This is a genomic window from Enterobacter sp. SA187, from assembly GCF_001888805.2.
Classification (GTDB): domain Bacteria; phylum Pseudomonadota; class Gammaproteobacteria; order Enterobacterales; family Enterobacteriaceae; genus Enterobacter_D.
In genome coordinates this window covers 2,897,846-2,914,919 of the sequence record NZ_CP019113.1, presented here as the reverse complement: position 1 = coordinate 2,914,919, position 17,074 = coordinate 2,897,846, and the positions used below count along the sequence as shown (strand labels likewise).

The window sequence follows — 17,074 nt, the reverse complement described above, 5'->3', positions numbered from 1 at the left end:
CTTAGCGGTTCATCTGGAATAACGACATACCCTGCATATCGGTAAAGGCTTTATAAGACGCCTGCAACGCAGCCTGTTTCATGGTGTAGGACGAAATCGCCGAACTCCAGTCCACGTCCACCAGCGCGCTCATCTGCGACGATAACCCTAACTGACGGTCAGTGCCCAGGGCGTCGAGCTTATCCAGCTCATCAAGCTGGGTACCCACTTCCGCGCGCACGCTCAACACGTTGTTCAGGGAGTTACGCAGACCACGGTTGGTTTTATCCAGCGCCGCCTGAGAGGTCGCCTTGGCGGCATCGTCGCCGCTGACCGGGGTTTTCAGCGCTGCAATGGCCGTATCCAGCATTTTAAACAGGCTGGTTTCCGGTGCAGAACCATCAGGCTCTTTCACCGCATTGCCGGTCAGGGTGTCAAAGACCTGAGTGCCGGTATGGGCGATAGTCATGGTACGGGCGGCATCAACCTGCTGGGTAATAGCCTGAGCGCCGCCGTTATAGGCACCGGTCGCGGCGTCAAACGGCGGTTTATCCGTCTGGTAGCCTGCGAAAATATAACGACCGTTACCGTCAGTGCTGTTCGCAAGGTTCATCAGCTGATCGCGAATACCCTGCAGATCGGTAGCCAGCGAGGCGCGGTCATCATCGCTCAATGCGTCGTTGCCGGCGTTGATCACTTTGGTCTGGGCCGAGGTGATCGCCGTCGCCACCTGCGACAGCACGTTATCTTCCAGCGAAATCTTTTGCGAGGCGAAGGTACGGGCCAGCGCATACTGGTTGTTCTGCGCCTGCGCCTGGGAAACCACAACCGCCTGCGACGCGGCGATCGGATCGTCTGACGGGCGGTTAACACGCTGCTCGGTAGACATCTGCTCGCCGAACTTCAGCCATTCGCTCTGCGAGTTGGTAATGCCCCGCATGCTCTGGTCATACATCATCTGAGTACTAATACGCATCATTCACCCCTTACTTAGCGTATGCTCAGCAACGCATCAAACAGCGTGCTGGCTGTCTGTAATACCTGAGCGTTGGCGAGATAATATTGCTGGTAGCGTTGCAGGTTGCCGTACTCTTCATCAAGGTTGACGCCGGAGATCGACTGCTGCTGATTGCTTAACTGCGTCACCACGTTGTTCTGGGTGGTGCTGCTGGTTTTCAGCGTCGCGGTGGTGCTGCCGACGGTGCTGACCAGGGAGGCGTAAGCATCGTTAAAGGTTTTGTTGCCGCCGACCACTTTGCTTTTTTGCAGATCCAGCAACGCCTGACCGTTACGGTTATCGCTGTCGCCGCCGGTCGCGGTTTGCGCAAGCGCAATTTTGGATTCGTCGGAGATCGCCAGCTTCATGTTGACGATGGCGTTGCTCACCGGTTTCACGGTGAAGCTTTCGTTGACATTAGGCGTACCTGATACGCCAATTTTCAGGCCATCGAAGTTCAGGGTGCCGTCGGTAGTGTCTGGCGTGACGTTAAAGGCAGTGTTATCCGACAGACGCGTCACCTGCCAGCCGGTGCTGGTGTAGGCCACTTTATAGTCGGTCGCCTGTACTTTGGTGCTGTCGCTGACCGTCGGGTTCAGCGTGGTACCGCTGGTGTTTTTGCTGTTGGTCAGCGCGGTCGGCGTGCCGATGGTGAAGAAATCCTTACCGCCATTGCCATCCGCGTCAAAACCGGCTTTATGCTGGGTGTTAAACGCATCCGCGAAGCTCAGCGCCAGCTGTCCCAGCGTGTTGCGGGTCTGATCCAGGTTAGTGGAACGGAACGTCAGCAGACCGCCCAGCGAACCGCTGGTCAGCAGTTTTTCCGGGATCTCAATGTTGCCTGCCGTCGCATCGACATAAGCCACAGTGGTACGCGCCGGATCGGCGGATGACGGTACGGCGGCCAGTTGACGGGCGTTGCTGCCCTGCACCAGCGTATAACCGTTCGCCATGGTCAGGTTATAGGTGCCGCCATCCTGAATGCTCACTTCCACGCCGACGACTTTGTTCAGTTCGCTGACCAGCTGGTCGCGCTGATCGAGCAGGTCGTTTGGCGATGCACCTGCGCCCACGCCGGTCAGACGGGAAATCTGATCGTTAAGGGTGGCGATTTGCCTGGTGTAGTTATTGATCTGATCGACGCTGGAGGTGATAGACAGGTTAACCTGCTTATCCTGGTCGCGCAGATACTCATCAGTCACTTTAAACTGGTTAACCAGGCCGTCGGCTTTACCGAGCAGCGTCTGACGGGCAGCCGGATCTTCGGCGTTGCTGGTCAGCGTCTGTAAGCTGGTAAAGAAGTCCTGCAGCGTGGCGGACAGCGTATTGGTTTTGCCGGAGAGCATATCGTCGATTTTAGACATCTGCTCGTAACGCGTTGTCAGACCGCTGCTCTGGGTTTGCGCCGCACGCAGCTGGTTGGTGATGAACGAGTCATATTCACGCTGGACGCCCGACACGTATACGCCGTTGCCAGTCCAGCCGCCTGCGCCCAGGGTACTGTTTGCTGCCGCAAGGACCGTCGTCTGACGGGTATAGCCCGCCACGTTATAACTGGAGATGTTATTACTGGCGGTATTCAGTGCAGCCTGAGCTGCGCTAAGCCCGCTCATGGCGCTGTTGATCAAGCTGGACATGGAGGTTCCTTATAAACTGTCAGACATGAATCCTGATAGAGATTATCGGCAACGCCTTTCTGAACTTGAGAGTTTTCAGAACAGATTTTCGATATCGTTGCTGTACGCTTTACTCACCTTCTCACCCATCGCTTTCATCTGCTGGATCATGCCGGTCAGCTTACGCGCATAGTTAGGATCGGTGGCGTAACCGGCGCTCTGCAATGCCTGAGCGCCCTGCTCGGCGGTAGCGGCGGTGGTCACGGCAGCGTAGCGCGGATTGCGGGTCAGCACGCCCACGTAGTCCGACAGCGCTTCCAGATACGAGCTGTAGACACGGAACTTCGCCTTCACTTTCTTCGCTTCGCCGTTTTCAAATTCGGTAGTGGTGATCTCGGTGACCGGCCCTTTCCAGTTTGAGGTGGCTTTGACGCCAAAAATGTTGAAGCTTGGCTCGCCGTTCTCACGGCGGATCTGCCGCTGGCCCCAGCCGGATTCCAGCGCCGCCTGGGCGAGGATCAGGTGATGCGGCACGCCGCTCTGCTGGCTGGCCAGTCGGGCAGGCAGCGAAAGCTGGGCCAGGAAGTCTTTGCTGTCGCCGGTCAGCGGCTCATCATTGACTTCCGGGGCTTTCGGCATCGCCTTGCGCACCATTTGCGTCAGCGCCTGGTTCTGATAGGTGGTGACCGTTTCCAGCGGGAACTTCATCGGCACCTGCTCAGGTTCAGACGCGGCGGCCTGCGCCGCCTGCTCGCCGCCCATCTGTTTGACCATCATATCGGCAAGGCCGAGGCCTTTACCGGCGGTCATCTGCTGGGCGATCTGCTGGTCATACATGCTGGTGTACAGGCGCGTGGAATCACTGCTGAACAGGCCGTCTTTCGGCAAGGCTTCACGCATGCTTTTCAGCATCATCTGCACAAACATCCCTTCCACCTGGCGGGCCACGGGGCGAAGGTTCGCCCCCGGATCCTGCCCGGCTTTCGATTTCAGTTCATTCAGCGATTGCGCATCCCATGCCGCGCTCGCCGCCAGTCGGCTGTCGGTCAACATTAGATGATTTCCAGTTTCGCGCGCAGGCAACCCGCGCTTTCCATTGATTGCAGGATGGACATCAGATCCATCGGCGTGGCACCCAGCGCGTTCAGGGCGCGTACGACGCTGTTCAGGTTGGCGCTGGAGCGCACGCTTTGCAGCGAGCCGCCGCTCTGACGCAGATCGATTTGCGTCTGCGGCGTCACCACCGTCTGACCGCCGCCAAACGGCGTATCGGGCTGACTGACGTTCGCCTGACGGTTCACGGTCACGGAGAGGTTACCCTGCGCCACCGCACAGCTGTCGAGCGTTACTTCGCGGTTCATCACCACCGAGCCGGTACGGGAGTTAATGACAATCTTCGCGTCCTGCGGCGTCATGCCCACTTCCATATTCTGGATATCCGCGAGGAAACGCACCTGCGAACTGTTACCCGCGGGCACGCGGATCTGCACGGTACGCGCATCCAGCGCCGTGGCGCTGCCGTAGCCGCGGGAACGGTTGATAGTGTCGGTGATCTGCTGCGCGAGGGTGAAGTCTTCATTGTTCAGTTGCAGGTTAATGGTGTTGCCTGCGCCGAACTGGCTTGGCAGTTCACGTTCCACTACCGCGCCGCCGGTGATGCGGCCGCCGTTAAGCTGGTTCACCTGCACGCTGCTGCCGCCGGCGGATGCGCCTGCGCCGCCGACCAGCACGTTACCCTGCGCCAGCGCATAGACCTGGCTGTCCACGCCTTTCAGCGGGGTCATTACCAGCGTACCGCCGCGTAAGCTTTTGGCGTTACCGAGGGAGGACACCACCACATCGATGTTCTGACCCTGACGTGCAAAAGGCGGCAGCTGCGCGGTGACCATCACGGCCGCCACGTTTTTCAGCTGCATGTTGGTGCCCGGCGGCACGGTGATCCCCATCTGCGAGAGCATGTTGTTCAGGCTCTGGGTGGTGAACGGCGTCTGGGTCGTCTGGTCACCTGTACCATCCAGACCGACCACCAGGCCGTAGCCAATTAAGGAGTTTTGTCGTACGCCCTGTACGCTGGTGAGATCCCGGATACGCTCGGCCTGGGCAATCGTTGCCACCAGCACCAGCGCTATACCAATCAGAGATTTAAACATGGGATACCTCAGTTACATCGGCGATAAATTAAGGAAGAAACGTTGCAGCCAGCCCATATTCTGCGCTTCGTTTATGTAGCCATTGCCGACATATTCGATACGCGCGTCTGCCACCTGGGTAGACGGAACCGTGTTGCTGCCGCTGATGGTGCGTGGGTTCACGACACCGGAGAAGCGGATGAATTCAGTGCCCTGATTAATGGCGATCTGTTTTTCACCCACAACGTGTAAGTTGCCATTGACCAGAACCTGGTCGACAGTGACGGTCAAGGTGCCGCTAAAGGTATTGCTGGCGTTTGCGCCGCCTTTACCGTTAAAGCTGTTGCTGCCGTCGGCATCCACATCCGCGCGCGCATTACCGAACAGCCCCTGCAGATAGCGTGGAGCGGTATCGACGCCGAAGCTGGTTTTGCCGTCGCGGCTGGCATTCGCCGAGGAGCTTTTACTGGCGCTGACATTTTCCGCCAGCACGATGGTCAGCGTGTCGCCAACGTTACGCGGACGTCTATCTTCAAACAGTGGCTGGTAGCCATAGTTCACAGGCTGCGCAGACTGGTAAATGGAGCCATTGACAATCGGCGCCGGGCCAGGCGTCGGTTGGGCAGTGGTCGCCCCTTGCACCAGCGGTGTCGAAGGGATCAAGGCACATCCGGTAAGGGAGGTTGCCAGCAGAGCCAGAAGCGGATAACGAAACGCGGCGGTTTTGTACATTGCTTTCATCTTCAAAAACAGGGTGCCGGTGCGGGGTTAGCGCACCGGATCACGCCTTAGAGTTGCGTCAGTTTCTGCAGCATCTGATCGGTCGTCGATACCGCTTTACTGTTAATTTCATACGCGCGCTGAACCTGGATCATGTTTACCAGCTCTTCCGCCACGTTGACGTTAGAGGTTTCCACATAACCCTGATACAGCAGACCCGCGCCGTTCAGGCCTGGCGTGGTGTCATTTGGCGCGCCGGAAGACTGGGTTTCGGTGTAGAGGTTCTCACCAATACTTTCCAGACCGGTGTCGTTCATAAAGGTCGTCAGGTTGAGCTGGCCGACCTGCACCGGCGCGGCCTGACCCTGCTGGGTCACGCTCACCACACCGTCACGACCGATAGTGATGCTCAGCGAGTTCGCCGGAATGGTGATCGCAGGCTGCACCTGGAAACCACCGGCCGTCACTAACTGACCATTCTGATCGACCTGGAACGAGCCATCGCGCGTATAGGCAGCGGTACCGTCCGGCAGCATCACCTGGAAGAAACCCTGGCCTTTGATGGCCACGTCTTTACTGTTATTGGTCTGCGACAGGTTACCCTGGCTGTGCAGGCGTTCAGTGGCGACCGGACGAACGCCGGTACCGATCTGTAAGCCTGACGGCAGCGTCGTCTGCTCGGAGGACTGCGCCCCCGGCTGACGGATGGTCTGGTAGAGCAGGTCTTCAAAGACCGCACGCTGACGCTTAAAACCGTTGGTGCTGACGTTCGCCAGGTTGTTGGCGATAACGTCCATATTGGTTTGCTGGGCATCAAGGCCGGTCTTGGCAATCCATAATGAGTTGATCATGGGTGTTCCTGTTTATTAGCTCATTGACAGCAGCGAGTTGGCGCGCTGGTCGTTTTCGTCAACGCTGCTGATCACCTTCATTTGCATCTCAAAACGACGCGCACTGGCAATCATGTCGGTCATCGCGGCTACCGGCTTCACGTTACTGCCTTCCAGCACGCCGGACATCACGCGGATGGTCGGATCGGCCTGTAAGGTCGCGCCACGGGTCGCCTGCGCGGCCTGGCTTAAACGGAACATGCCGTCGTCGCCGCGCACCACTTCGCTGCCTTCCGCTTTGACCAGCTTCAGACGGCCAACAGGCGACACGGTATTCGGCGGATCCCCTGGGGTAAGCGCCGACACGGTACCGTCGGCAGCGATGGTGATCTCCGCGCCTTCCGGCACGGCGATCGGGCCGCCGTCGCCCATTACCGGATTACCCTGAATAGTCAGCTGACCTGCCGGGTTAACCTGGATGTTACCGTTGCGGGTATAAGCTTCGGTGCCATCCGGCGCCTGTACCGCCAGCCAGCCATCCTGCTGCAACGCCACATCCAGCGGACGCGACGTGTAGTCCATTTGACCCTGCGTCATATCCGCGCCGGGCGTGGACGCCGTCACCAGCGTACGCGTCGGCAGTGACAATCCTTCAACGGGTACCGCACGCAGCGCATTCAGCTGGGCGCGAAAACCGGGTGTTGACGCGTTCGCGAGGTTGCTGGCGGTAACAGACTGCTGATTGAGCGTCTGACTTGCCGCGCCCATCGCGGTATATATTGCGTGATCCATGAAGCCATCCCGTCAGACGATTAGCGCAGGTTAACCAGCGTGTTGAGGATCTGATCCTGAGTTTTGATGGTCTGCGCGTTCGACTGGTAGTTACGCTGCGCGACGATCATGTTCACCAGCTCTTTACTCAGATCAACGTTCGACGACTCCAGCGCGCCGTTGGTCAGCGAACCGAAGTTACCGGTACCCGCGGTACCCAGCAGCGCCACACCGGATGCGCCGGAGGCGGACCAGACGTTATCGCCTTCGGATTGCAGACCTTCGTTGTTGGCGAAGTTTGCCAGCACGATCTGACCTAACAGCTGGGTCTGTTCGTTGGAGTAGTTACCCACCACGGTGCCATCATCGTTGATCTGGTAGCTCACCAGGTCGCCCGGCTTGTAACCGTTCTGGCTGGTCGCCACGATGTTGTTAGAACCGGTGTTCTGCTGCATGGAGCCGAGCCAGCTCAGCGAGAAGGTCGCCGGGATCGCGCCGTTCAGTGCGCCCGTGACGATATTGACCTGCGGCTGTGCATTCGGCGTAGCGGCCAGATCCCAGCTTGCAGGGGTGGTGGTGGTGTTCAGCGTGTAGTTACGCACTTCGTCCAGATTACCGTTGGTGTCAAAGGCCATCTGGGCAGATTTCACCGGCGTTGCGCCTGTGACGCTGGAATCCTGGGTCCACACATCCCACTGGTTGTTTGCCGTTTTGACATAGTAAACGTTCATGTCATGGGCGTTACCCTGGGTATCATATACCGTCACCGACCCTTTCTTGTTGTAAGAGTCCGCGTTGGTCGGATCAAAGGTGGCAATGGTCGGCAGTTTGTCAGACGAGTTCAGGTTGATCTGCATCGCCGCAGTGGTGGTGGTTTTCGCCGACATCAGCGTGTTTGGCACGGAGATGGCGGTCGGGTTCGCGCCCTGCTGGATGGTCGGCGGCGTACCTGTTGCCGGATAGCCGGTCAGTTGGAGACCCTGCATGTTAACGATGTTACGGTCGGAATCCAGTTTGAACTGACCGTTACGGCTGTAATAAACAGAACCGTTGTTGTCGACCAGACGGAAGAAACCGTTCTGGCTGATTGCCACGTCCAGGCCACGACCGGTATTGGTGGTGGTGCCGTCGTTAAAGTCCTGAGTGATACCCGCAACTTTTACGCCCAGACCGACTTTAGAACCAGCAAACATGTCAGCGAAGGACGCACTGCCAGATTTAAAGCCGTAAGTGGCGGAGTTGGCGATGTTGTTACCGATGACATCGAGGTTGGTGGCCGCAGCATTCAGGCCGCTGACCGCTTGTGAAAAGGCCATGACTTACTCCTGATAAATGAAGGCTTAGATAATCTGCCGTACTTCGTCGAGGGTGGTGGTACCGTAGGTACCCAAATCTAACAAGTTGCCGTTGCTGCCGCGGGTAACACCCTGCACCAGCGCAAACTGTAGCGGTTGGGCAACCAGCTGAGTGGTGCCGTTGCTGGCGTTAATCGCCACGTTATAGGAACCGTCCGGCGCTGCCGTGCCGTCCGCCAGGGTGCCGTCCCAGTTGAAGCTATGGACGCCCGCTTTCAGCGCGCCAATGTCGATGGTGCGCACCACCACACCGGCTTTATCGGTAATGGTGGCAGTGACTTTATCGGCGGCCTGCTGGAGTTCAACGCCAAACGGCGTGGTGGTTTCTTTACCCGCCAGTATCGTAGTGCCGGGGATCATCACGCCATGCCCAATCAGCGTGCTGGCCTGCAACGAGGCGTTGTTATTAAGCTGACCGGAGATAGAGCCGAGCGTGGTGTTCAGCTTTTCAATGCCGCTCACGGTGCTGATTTGCGCCAGCTGTGTGGTCAGTTCGTTGTTCTGCATCGGATTGGTCGGATCCTGGTTTTTCAGCTGTGCGACCAAGAGCGTTAAAAAGCTGCCCTGTAAATCTTCTGCTTTACTGCCGGTCAGCGAGCTGTTGCCCGTGGCGGCGGAAGTACCGGCGGCGGCGGTAGTGTCATTAACGTTAACGGAAATAGACATGCCTTGTTCCTTTACTGGCCGAGGGTCAGGGTCTTGAGCATCAGGCTCTTGACGGTGTTAAGCACTTCAACGTTTGCCTGGTAGCTGCGGGAGGCGGACATGGAGTTGACCATTTCGCCCACCACATCGACGTTCGGCATACGCACATACCCTTTTGCATCGGCAAGCGGGTTACCCGGTTCGTACACCAGTTTGTCCGGGGCCTGACTTTCGATCACTTCAGAGACCTTCACCCCGCCGGTCGCCGCGCCTGGCGCAGCGTCTACCTGAAATACCACCTGTTTTGCGCGATAAGGCTGGCCATCCGGTCCGGTGACACTGTCGGCGTTGGCCAGGTTACTGGCCGCCACGTTCAGACGCTTGGACTGGGCGGTCATCGCGGAACCGGCGATATCAAAAATGTTCAGTAATGCCATCTGTTAATTCCCCCCCTGCAATACGCTCATCATGCCTTTGATCTGCCCACCCAGTACGGTCAGACCGGTCTGGTATTTCAGGGTGTTATCGGCGAATTGTGTACGTTCGCGATCCATATCGACGGTATTACCATCCATCGAAGGCTGGTCCGGAATGCGGTACAGCAGATCGGCAGACGGCGCGGTCATTGCCTGCGCCGGAATATGACGGGCAGAGGTCAGCTGCAAGGCTACACCGCTATTTTCAGCACGACCGCGCTCCATCACCTTTTTGAGTTCACTGCTGAAATCCATATCGCGTGCCTGATACCCCGGGGTATCGGCGTTGGCAATATTGGCCGCCAGCACTTCCTGGCGCTGCGCGCGCAGATTTAACGCTTCCTGCTGAAAACGTAGCGCGGCATCGAGTTTATCGAGCATGTCTCCCCCGCTGATGACATTACGCTGATGATAAATTGACAGGTGACAGCTTAAATGGCGTTGTCCATGCGTCATCGTCTGAATAAGCGCAAAATGCGTCGCTATTTATTGCGTTGATAGATTTATTGTGCGGGTAGAATCTCGGCATTCTTTAAACAGGCAGGAGTCTGCGATGAACACCCTGAAAGGCGGTTTAGCCGCGACCTTACTGTTTTTTAGCGCGTCGCTGCTGGCGGCGGATCTCAATGCGCAGCTGACGGCGTTTTTTGCCCAGCGGCTGGCAGGCTTCAGCGATGAGGTGGTGGTAAAGGTGCGCAGCGCGCCAAATCTGCTGCCCGCCTGCGAACAACCGGCGCTCAGCGTGGCGGGAAGTGCTAAACTCTGGGGGAATGTGAACGTGCTGGCGCAGTGCGCCAATGAAAAACGTTACGTTCAGGTGCAGGTGCAGGCCACGGGCAATTATGTCGTCGCCGCGCAGCCGATAACCCGTGGCAGTACGCTGCAACCGGGGAGCGTCACCCTCACCCGTGGTCGTCTCGATCAACTGCCGCCGCGTACCATGCTGGATATCAATCAGGCGCAGGATGCGGTAAGTTTACGCGACGTCGCCCCCGGTCAGGCGATCCAGCTGTCGATGCTGCGCCAGGCCTGGCGTATCAAAGCTGGTCAGAAAGTGCAGGTTATCGCACAGGGCGACGGCTTTAGCGTTAACGGCGAAGGCCAGGCGATGAATAACGCTGCCGTGGCGCAAAACGCCCGGGTTCGCATGGCGTCAGGCCAGGTGGTGAGCGGGATGGTCGGTCCTGATGGGAATATTCTTATTAATCTATAATTCTTTAAAGAATTTGCGGCATCTGCCGATAAATAATCAACATATGATGAATGGCAGGCGTCTGCGCCGCAAAACCTCGATGAGGACCACACTATGAGCATTGAACGTACATCGCCCCTGAAGCCGGTCAACACTGTTCAACAGCGCGAAAGCAACGAAACTCAGGCAACCAAAACGCGCCTGGAAAAACCGGTTACTGCTAACAGCACTAACGTTACCATCAGCAATGCCCAGTCCCGTCTGGTCCAGTCCGGTGACGACGATATTAATGTTGAGCGCGTAGAAAGCCTGAAGGCCGCGATCCGCAACGGCGAACTGAAAATGGACACCGGCAAAATCGCCGATGCACTGATTCAGGAAGCACAGAGTTTCTTACAGAGTAAATAAGCGTATGAATCAACTGTCAGAAATACTGGATAAGATGACAGTTATCCTGAACGACCTGAAAGTCGTGATGGATGCTGAGCAACAGCAACTTTCCGCAGGCCACTTCAATGGCAGCGCCCTGCAGCGCATTACGGAAGAAAAGAGCTCGTTGCTCGCTACGCTGGACTATCTGGAGCAACAGCGACGCGCGGAGCAGAACGCCAGACGCGCTTCCAATGATGATGTTGCAGAACGCTGGCAGTCCATTACCGCCAAGACACAGCATTTACGCGATCTTAACCAGCACAACGGCTGGTTGCTTGAAGGCCAGATTATCCGTAACCAGCAAGCGCTTGAGGTGCTGAAACCGCATCAGGAGCCAGGGTTATACGGGGCCAACGGACAGACGTCCTCGACCACGCGCGGCGGCAAGAAAATCTCCATCTGATCGTGACCGTACGCGTTACCAGTTACAGACAGGGAGTCATTTGACTCCCTGTTGCTGTTTTTATACCGTCTTACGCGCAAACTCTTTCACTTTGAATCCCAGCGCCGCCAGGGTGGCGAAATAGGCGATCACGCCCACTACCACCACCGCCATCAGGCGCAGCAGACGCCAGGCCATGGTGCCCTGCGACCACTCCGGCATCACCATCATCATGCCCACCAGCGCGGCGGACATCACCGCAACCGCAACAATCAGACGCAGCAGAAAGCGCGCCCAGCCCGGCTGCGGCGTAAAGATGTTCTGCTTACGCAGCTGCCAGTACAGCAGGGAAGCATTCAGACAGGCACCCAGACCAATCGACAGCGACAGCCCGGCGTGCTTCAGCGGGCCGATGAATATCAGGTTCATCACCTGGGTCATGATCAGCGTGACGATAGCGATTTTCACCGGCGTTTTGATGTCCTGGCGGGAGTAGAAGCCCGGCGCCAAAACTTTCACCACGATAAGCCCGATCAGCCCCACCGAATAGGCCACCAGCGCACGCTGGGTCATCAGCGCATCGAAGGCATTAAATTTACCGTACTGAAATAACGACACGGTGAGGGGTTTCGCCAGAATACCCAGCGCCACCGCGCTCGGCAGCGCCAGCAGGAAACACAGACGCAGCCCCCAGTCCATCAGGCGGCAGTATTCGTCCTGATTGCCGCTGGCAAAACTTCTCGACAGCGACGGCAGCAGAATGGTGCCCAGCGCCACGCCCAGCACGCCGGAGGGAAACTCCATCAGGCGGTCAGCGTAGTACATCCAGGAGACAGAACCGGAAACCAGAAAGGAGGCGAAAATAGTGTTGATGATCAGCGAAATCTGGCTTACCGACACGCCCAGAATAGCCGGGCCCATCTGTTTCACCACCCGCATCGCCCCGGCGTCGCGCAGATTGATGCGCGGCAGCACCAGCATGCCGATTTTCTTCAGGTGCGGCAGCTGATAGACCAGTTGCAGCACGCCGCCCACGGTGACGGCCCACGCCAGCGCCAGCACCGGCGGGTTAAAGTAAGGCGCGGCAAAGAGCGCGAAGCCAATCATGCTGACGTTTAAAAAAGTGGGCGCGAACGCCGGTACCGAAAAACGGTTCCAGGTATTGAGGATCGCCCCCGCCAGCGAGGCCAGCGAGATCAGCAGGATATACGGAAAGGTAATAGTCAGCAGTTTTGATGTCAGGGCGAATTTGTCGGCGGTATCGGCAAAGCCAGGCGCCGTCACCATGATCACCCAGGGCGCGGCCAGCATCCCCAGCACGGTCACCACCGCCAGCGCCAGCGTCAGCAGACCGGACACATAGGAGACAAACACGCGGGTGGCGTCGTCGCCCTGCTTGCTTTTGTATTCCGCGAGGATCGGCACAAAGGCCTGCGAGAACGCCCCTTCGGCGAAAATACGCCGCAGCAGGTTAGGTAATTTGAACGCCACAAAAAAGGCATCGGTGGCCATCCCGGCCCCAAAAACACGCGCCACAATGGCATCCCGCGCAAATCCCAGTACACGGGAAAACATGGTCATCGAGCTGACTGCGGCCAGCGATTTTAATAAATTCATTACGTTGTTCGTCCACAACCTGACGGCAAAACGCCTGCAGAGCAGGCGTCGGGGGGTATGGCGGGTAGTCTACCTGGATTGCGGTGAAATACTACCGGCTTATGTTACGGGCGGTTACTCCGTCATCGCCTCGCGCCAGAGTTTTTCAATCACGCGCTGCGCCAGCACAGCCTGTTCACCGGCGGTTTCGGGAACCGTCTGATTTTGCACGCATTCGATGAAATGACGGGCGCAGCCCACAAATCCGCGCTGCTCAAGCGTGCTCTGCCAGCCGGGCACCGGACGAAGGATCACCCCCTGCCCGCGCTCCTCCCGCCAGTCGCGCATATCGGTGACGTCATACAGGCCGCCGTCGGTCACCGCCTGTACCCACTCGCGCTGACTGCCGGCGCGGCGATGCATGCTGGTGGTGATCTGCAACAGATCGCTGCTGAAGTGATGTTCGGCGTAGCACATCTGCCCTTCGTCATTGGTGTGCAGCACGCCGCCCTGCAACTGCGCCGGGCCGCCTGCCAGCCAGAGGGCGGTGTCCACCACATGCAGATAGTCATCAAGCAGCGTAAAACGCAGATCGTGCGGGCCGACGCTGTCGCTGCGATGCTTATCCATGCGCAGCGACGCCCCTTTTTCGAGCCGGGTTTTCAGATCGCGGTACAGGGGCGCAAAGCGGCGGTTAAAACCGACCATCAGCGTCAGCTTTTTGCGCGCCGCCAGCTCCACCAGCCGCTCGGCATCCGCCAGATTATCCGCCAGCGGCTTATCGACGCAGACGTGCACCCCGGCATTTAACAGCTCGCTGACCACTGCATAATGTGAAGCGGTCGAGGTATGCACAAAGACCGCATCGCACTGGCTGGCAAGATGCGCCAGCGAGTCGGCATAGGGCAGACGCCAGCTTTCACATACCGGCAGCGCTTTTTCCCGCGTCGGCGACCAGGCCGCCTGTAACGTCCAGTCCGTTGCCGCCGCCAGCACCGGCAGCCAGGCTTTTTGCGCGATGCCGCCAAGCCCTACCACACCAATTCGTAATCGGCTCACTTCATTCTCCCGTCTGTGTGAGTAATGGATACGGAGGCTAAAGCGGCCTCGTTGTTCAGCAGATGATGCATAATCGTCAACGCCCTGCGGTCCAGTCGGTGGCCGTTAACGCCGTCAGCACGTGATCGCGCCACTGGCCGTCAATCAGCAGATAGGCTTTGGCGTAGCCTTCCTTTTCAAAACCGAGACGCGCCAGCAAATCGCCGCTGCGTTTATTGTGCGGCATATAATTGGCCATGATGCGGTGCATATGCTGCGTGCGCTGCATATAGCGGATCGCCGCGCTTAAGGCTTCAAACATTAACCCCTGCCCCTGCCATTTCTGACCAATAGAGTAGCCGAGGTAGCAGGCGTGAAAGGATCCGCGTACGACGTTGGAAAAGTTCGCCACGCCGATGATCTCTTTTTCTTCGGGATCGAGCAGCGCAAAGTAAAAAGCGCTGCCCTGTTTATGGAATTCGTTGATCATGCCGAGGCGGGCCTGCCAGCCGGAAGGATAACAATGGCTGTCATCGCGGATCGGCTCCCAGGGTTTCAGAAACTGGCGATTTTCTGCGTAATAATCGGCCAGCCGCCAGGCATCACGCTCATGCACCAGACGCACTACCAGGCGATCGGTGGTCAGGCGTGCTTTAGGTACGTTACTGCGATAGCCAAACATCAATAACCACTCCTTCCGCTCACGTCTTGTTACCCCTTTTCCTTAACTATACCTGCGCAATGCCGGTCTGTGAAAACAGCAACATACCATTTTCTGCGCCGGAATGGAGTTTCGATGAAGGTCATCAATCAAAGCGGTGGTTTGATGAAAAAATATTGTCGCTGCGGCGGGTGGGAAAATGCTGCGCCACCCCGCAGAATAAGCGGGTGATTTTTTGTTCCCCGGAGGGGAGATGTCCCGCGTATCGCAGGCACGGAGCATGGGTAAATATTTCCTGCTAATCGACAATATGCTGGTGGTGCTGGGCTTCTTTGTCGTCTTCCCGCTTATCTCTATTCGTTTTGTCGATCAGCTTGGCTGGGCGGCGCTGATGGTTGGTATTGCCCTCGGCCTGCGTCAGTTTGTCCAGCAGGGGCTGGGGATTTTCGGCGGCGCGGTGGCGGATCGCTTTGGCGCCAAGCCGATGATCGTCACCGGTATGCTGCTGCGCGCCGCCGGATTTGCCGCCATGGCGGTGGCGCATGAACCCTGGCTGCTGTGGTTTTCCTGCATTCTTTCCGGGCTTGGCGGAACGCTGTTCGATCCGCCGCGCTCGGCGCTGGTGGTCAAACTGGTGCGTCCCCGGCAGCGCGGCCGCTTTTTCTCGCTGCTGATGATGCAGGACAGCGCCGGGGCGGTGATTGGCGCGCTGCTGGGAAGCTGGCTGTTGCAGTACGATTTTCGCCTGGTGTGCGCCACCGGCGCGGTGCTGTTTATCCTCTGCGCGGGCTTTAACGCCTGGCTGTTACCGGCGTGGAAGCTGTCGACGGTGAAAACGCCGGTGCGCGAAGGGCTACAGCGGGTGCTGCGCGATAAACGCTTTGTGACCTACGTGCTGACGCTGACCGGTTATTACATGCTGGCGGTCCAGGTGATGCTGATGCTGCCGATTATGGTCAACGATATCGCCGGATCCCCTGCCGCGGTGAAATGGATGTACGCCATTGAAGCCTGCCTGTCGCTGACCCTGCTCTATCCCATCGCCCGCTGGAGCGAGAAGCGTTTTCGCCTTGAGCATCGCCTGATGGCCGGGCTGCTGCTGATGTCGCTCAGCCTGTTGCCGGTAGGTATGGTCGGCTCGCTGCAACAGCTGTTTATGCTGATTTGTCTGTTTTATCTCGGCGCGATTATCGCCGAACCGGCGCGGGAAACCCTGGGGGCGGATCTGGCTGACGCCCGTGCGCGGGGCAGCTATATGGGCTTTAGTCGACTGGGGCTGGCTTTTGGCGGTGCGCTGGGTTACGCGGGCGGCGGCTGGCTGTTTGACGCCGGAAAACTGTCGGCGCAACCGGAGCTGCCCTGGCTGATGCTGGGGCTAATCGGTCTTGCCACCTTTGTTGCCTTGTGGTGGCAGTTCAGCCAGAAAAGCGCCCGCACAGAGGTGCCGGAGCCAGGCATCTGATTTGAAAGCCGCATTTTTCTCTTCCATACTGAAAGTGAGAACCACAATCATCTGGAGGAGAAACGTGAAGCTCTATATCTACGATCACTGTCCGTTCTGTCTTAAAGCCCGCATGATTTTCGGCCTGAAGAATCTCCCCGTCGAACTGAACGTGTTACTCAATGATGACGAAGCCACGCCGGTGCGTATGATTGGTCAGAAGATGGCGCCGATCCTGCAAAAGGACGACAGCCGCTATCTCCCGGAAAGCATGGATATCGTCCACTATGTTGATCAGCTTGACCACCAGCCGCTGCTCACTGGCGCGCAGAATCCGGCCATTGCCGACTGGCTGCGCAAGGTGAATGGCTATGTGAATCGCCTGCTGATCCCGCGCTTTGCCAAATCCCCCTTTGATGAGTTCGCCACGCCGGAAGCGCGCGCGTATTTTGTGGCGAAAAAGGAGGCGGCTATCGGCGATTTTGCGGAGCACCTCGCCCACTCCGCCGGGCTGGTTAAGAACATCAGCGACGACCTGCGGGCGCTGGATAAGCTCATCGTCAAGCCTAACGCCGTTAATGGCGAACTCTCTGAGGATGACATTCATCTCTTCCCGCTGCTGCGTAACCTGACGCTGGTGTCAGGCATCACCTGGCCGACCCGCGTGGCGGATTACCGCGACAATATGGCCAAACAGACGCAGATTAATCTGCTCTCATCCATGGCAATCTGAGCGTAACGGGACGGGTGCGAAAGCGCCCGTCATGCTTTTCGGTGTTTTCTGCTGGCATGTGCCGCACTGGTGCGGGATGCT

At 57.9% G+C, this 17,074-nt stretch carries 19 protein-coding genes; 5 read left to right on the top strand and 14 right to left on the bottom strand.

Going from position 1 to position 17,074, the window contains the following annotated elements; genetic code table 11:
* Position 1 precedes the first annotated feature (1 nt).
* The 11 genes from flgL to flgB form a co-directional block, all read right to left on the bottom strand.
* Positions 2-955, bottom strand: a complete 954-nt coding sequence (gene flgL / locus BMF08_RS13915) for a flagellar hook-associated protein FlgL (RefSeq protein WP_072568150.1) — start codon at positions 953-955, stop codon at positions 2-4.
* 14 nt (positions 956-969) lie between these two features.
* On the bottom strand, positions 970-2,613 hold the full coding sequence (gene flgK / locus BMF08_RS13910) for a flagellar hook-associated protein FlgK (protein WP_072568149.1): 1,644 nt from the start codon (positions 2,611-2,613) through the stop codon (positions 970-972).
* A 75-nt stretch (positions 2,614-2,688) separates the two neighbouring features.
* A complete protein-coding gene (flgJ, locus tag BMF08_RS13905) occupies positions 2,689-3,645 on the bottom strand; it encodes a flagellar assembly peptidoglycan hydrolase FlgJ (protein WP_072568148.1) in 957 nt (318 codons plus the stop codon).
* On the bottom strand, positions 3,645-4,742 hold the full coding sequence (locus tag BMF08_RS13900) for a flagellar basal body P-ring protein FlgI (protein ID WP_072568147.1): 1,098 nt from the start codon (positions 4,740-4,742) through the stop codon (positions 3,645-3,647). The genes flgJ and BMF08_RS13900 overlap by 1 nt, the downstream gene beginning before the upstream one ends.
* 12 nt (positions 4,743-4,754) lie before the next feature.
* A complete protein-coding gene (locus tag BMF08_RS13895; protein WP_099458759.1) occupies positions 4,755-5,453 on the bottom strand; it encodes a flagellar basal body L-ring protein FlgH in 699 nt (232 codons plus the stop codon).
* Positions 5,454-5,509: 56 nt separating this feature from the next.
* Positions 5,510-6,292 (bottom strand): flagellar basal-body rod protein FlgG, encoded by a 783-nt coding sequence (flgG, locus tag BMF08_RS13890; protein WP_072568145.1) that lies wholly within the window; start codon positions 6,290-6,292, stop codon positions 5,510-5,512.
* A gap of 15 nt (positions 6,293-6,307) precedes the next feature.
* Positions 6,308-7,063, bottom strand: coding sequence for a flagellar basal body rod protein FlgF (locus BMF08_RS13885; protein ID WP_072568144.1), 756 nt, complete (start codon positions 7,061-7,063; stop codon positions 6,308-6,310).
* A gap of 20 nt (positions 7,064-7,083) precedes the next feature.
* A complete protein-coding gene (flgE, locus tag BMF08_RS13880; protein WP_072568143.1) occupies positions 7,084-8,358 on the bottom strand; it encodes a flagellar hook protein FlgE in 1,275 nt (424 codons plus the stop codon).
* 24 nt (positions 8,359-8,382) lie between these two features.
* On the bottom strand, positions 8,383-9,063 hold the full coding sequence (gene flgD, locus BMF08_RS13875) for a flagellar hook assembly protein FlgD (protein WP_072568142.1): 681 nt from the start codon (positions 9,061-9,063) through the stop codon (positions 8,383-8,385).
* Positions 9,064-9,074: 11 nt separating this feature from the next.
* Positions 9,075-9,479: a flagellar basal body rod protein FlgC gene (flgC, locus tag BMF08_RS13870; RefSeq protein WP_072568141.1), complete on the bottom strand. Its 405-nt coding sequence runs from the start codon at positions 9,477-9,479 to the stop codon at positions 9,075-9,077.
* A 3-nt stretch (positions 9,480-9,482) separates the two neighbouring features.
* Entirely contained in the window at positions 9,483-9,899 is a 417-nt protein-coding gene (flgB, locus tag BMF08_RS13865; RefSeq protein ID WP_072568140.1) for a flagellar basal body rod protein FlgB, read from the bottom strand.
* A gap of 172 nt (positions 9,900-10,071) precedes the next feature.
* Here flgB and flgA point away from each other — a divergent pair, with 172 nt between their 5' ends.
* The 3 genes from flgA to flgN all read left to right on the top strand — a co-directional run bounded on the left by flgA (position 10,072) and on the right by flgN (position 11,545).
* Complete coding sequence (gene flgA / locus BMF08_RS13860) at positions 10,072-10,731, top strand: flagellar basal body P-ring formation chaperone FlgA (protein WP_072568139.1); 660 nt, start codon at positions 10,072-10,074, stop codon at positions 10,729-10,731.
* Positions 10,732-10,824: 93 nt separating this feature from the next.
* Positions 10,825-11,118, top strand: a complete 294-nt coding sequence (gene flgM, locus BMF08_RS13855; RefSeq protein ID WP_072568138.1) for a flagellar biosynthesis anti-sigma factor FlgM — start codon at positions 10,825-10,827, stop codon at positions 11,116-11,118.
* A 4-nt stretch (positions 11,119-11,122) separates the two neighbouring features.
* Entirely contained in the window at positions 11,123-11,545 is a 423-nt protein-coding gene (gene flgN / locus BMF08_RS13850) for a flagella biosynthesis chaperone FlgN (RefSeq protein WP_072568137.1), read from the top strand.
* Between the two features lie 60 nt (positions 11,546-11,605).
* Here the strand turns inward: flgN and murJ are convergent, their stop codons facing one another.
* The 3 genes from murJ to rimJ form a co-directional block, all read right to left on the bottom strand.
* The gene (gene murJ, locus BMF08_RS13845) at positions 11,606-13,141 is read right to left on the bottom strand and encodes a murein biosynthesis integral membrane protein MurJ (protein ID WP_072568136.1); all 1,536 of its coding nucleotides are present in this window, start codon (positions 13,139-13,141) and stop codon (positions 11,606-11,608) included.
* A gap of 114 nt (positions 13,142-13,255) precedes the next feature.
* Positions 13,256-14,179 (bottom strand): Gfo/Idh/MocA family protein, encoded by a 924-nt coding sequence (locus tag BMF08_RS13840; protein WP_072568135.1) that lies wholly within the window; start codon positions 14,177-14,179, stop codon positions 13,256-13,258.
* A 76-nt stretch (positions 14,180-14,255) separates the two neighbouring features.
* Positions 14,256-14,840 carry a ribosomal protein S5-alanine N-acetyltransferase gene (gene rimJ, locus BMF08_RS13835; protein WP_072568134.1) on the bottom strand — a complete coding sequence of 195 codons (585 nt, stop codon included), beginning with the start codon at positions 14,838-14,840 and terminating at the stop codon, positions 14,256-14,258.
* A gap of 232 nt (positions 14,841-15,072) precedes the next feature.
* Here rimJ and mdtH point away from each other — a divergent pair, with 232 nt between their 5' ends.
* Both mdtH and grxB read left to right on the top strand, forming a co-directional pair.
* Positions 15,073-16,281 carry a multidrug efflux MFS transporter MdtH gene (gene mdtH, locus BMF08_RS13830; RefSeq protein ID WP_072568133.1) on the top strand — a complete coding sequence of 403 codons (1,209 nt, stop codon included), beginning with the start codon at positions 15,073-15,075 and terminating at the stop codon, positions 16,279-16,281.
* Positions 16,282-16,345: 64 nt separating this feature from the next.
* Complete coding sequence (gene grxB / locus BMF08_RS13825) at positions 16,346-16,993, top strand: glutaredoxin 2 (RefSeq protein ID WP_072568132.1); 648 nt, start codon at positions 16,346-16,348, stop codon at positions 16,991-16,993.
* Positions 16,994-17,074 lie beyond the last annotated feature (81 nt).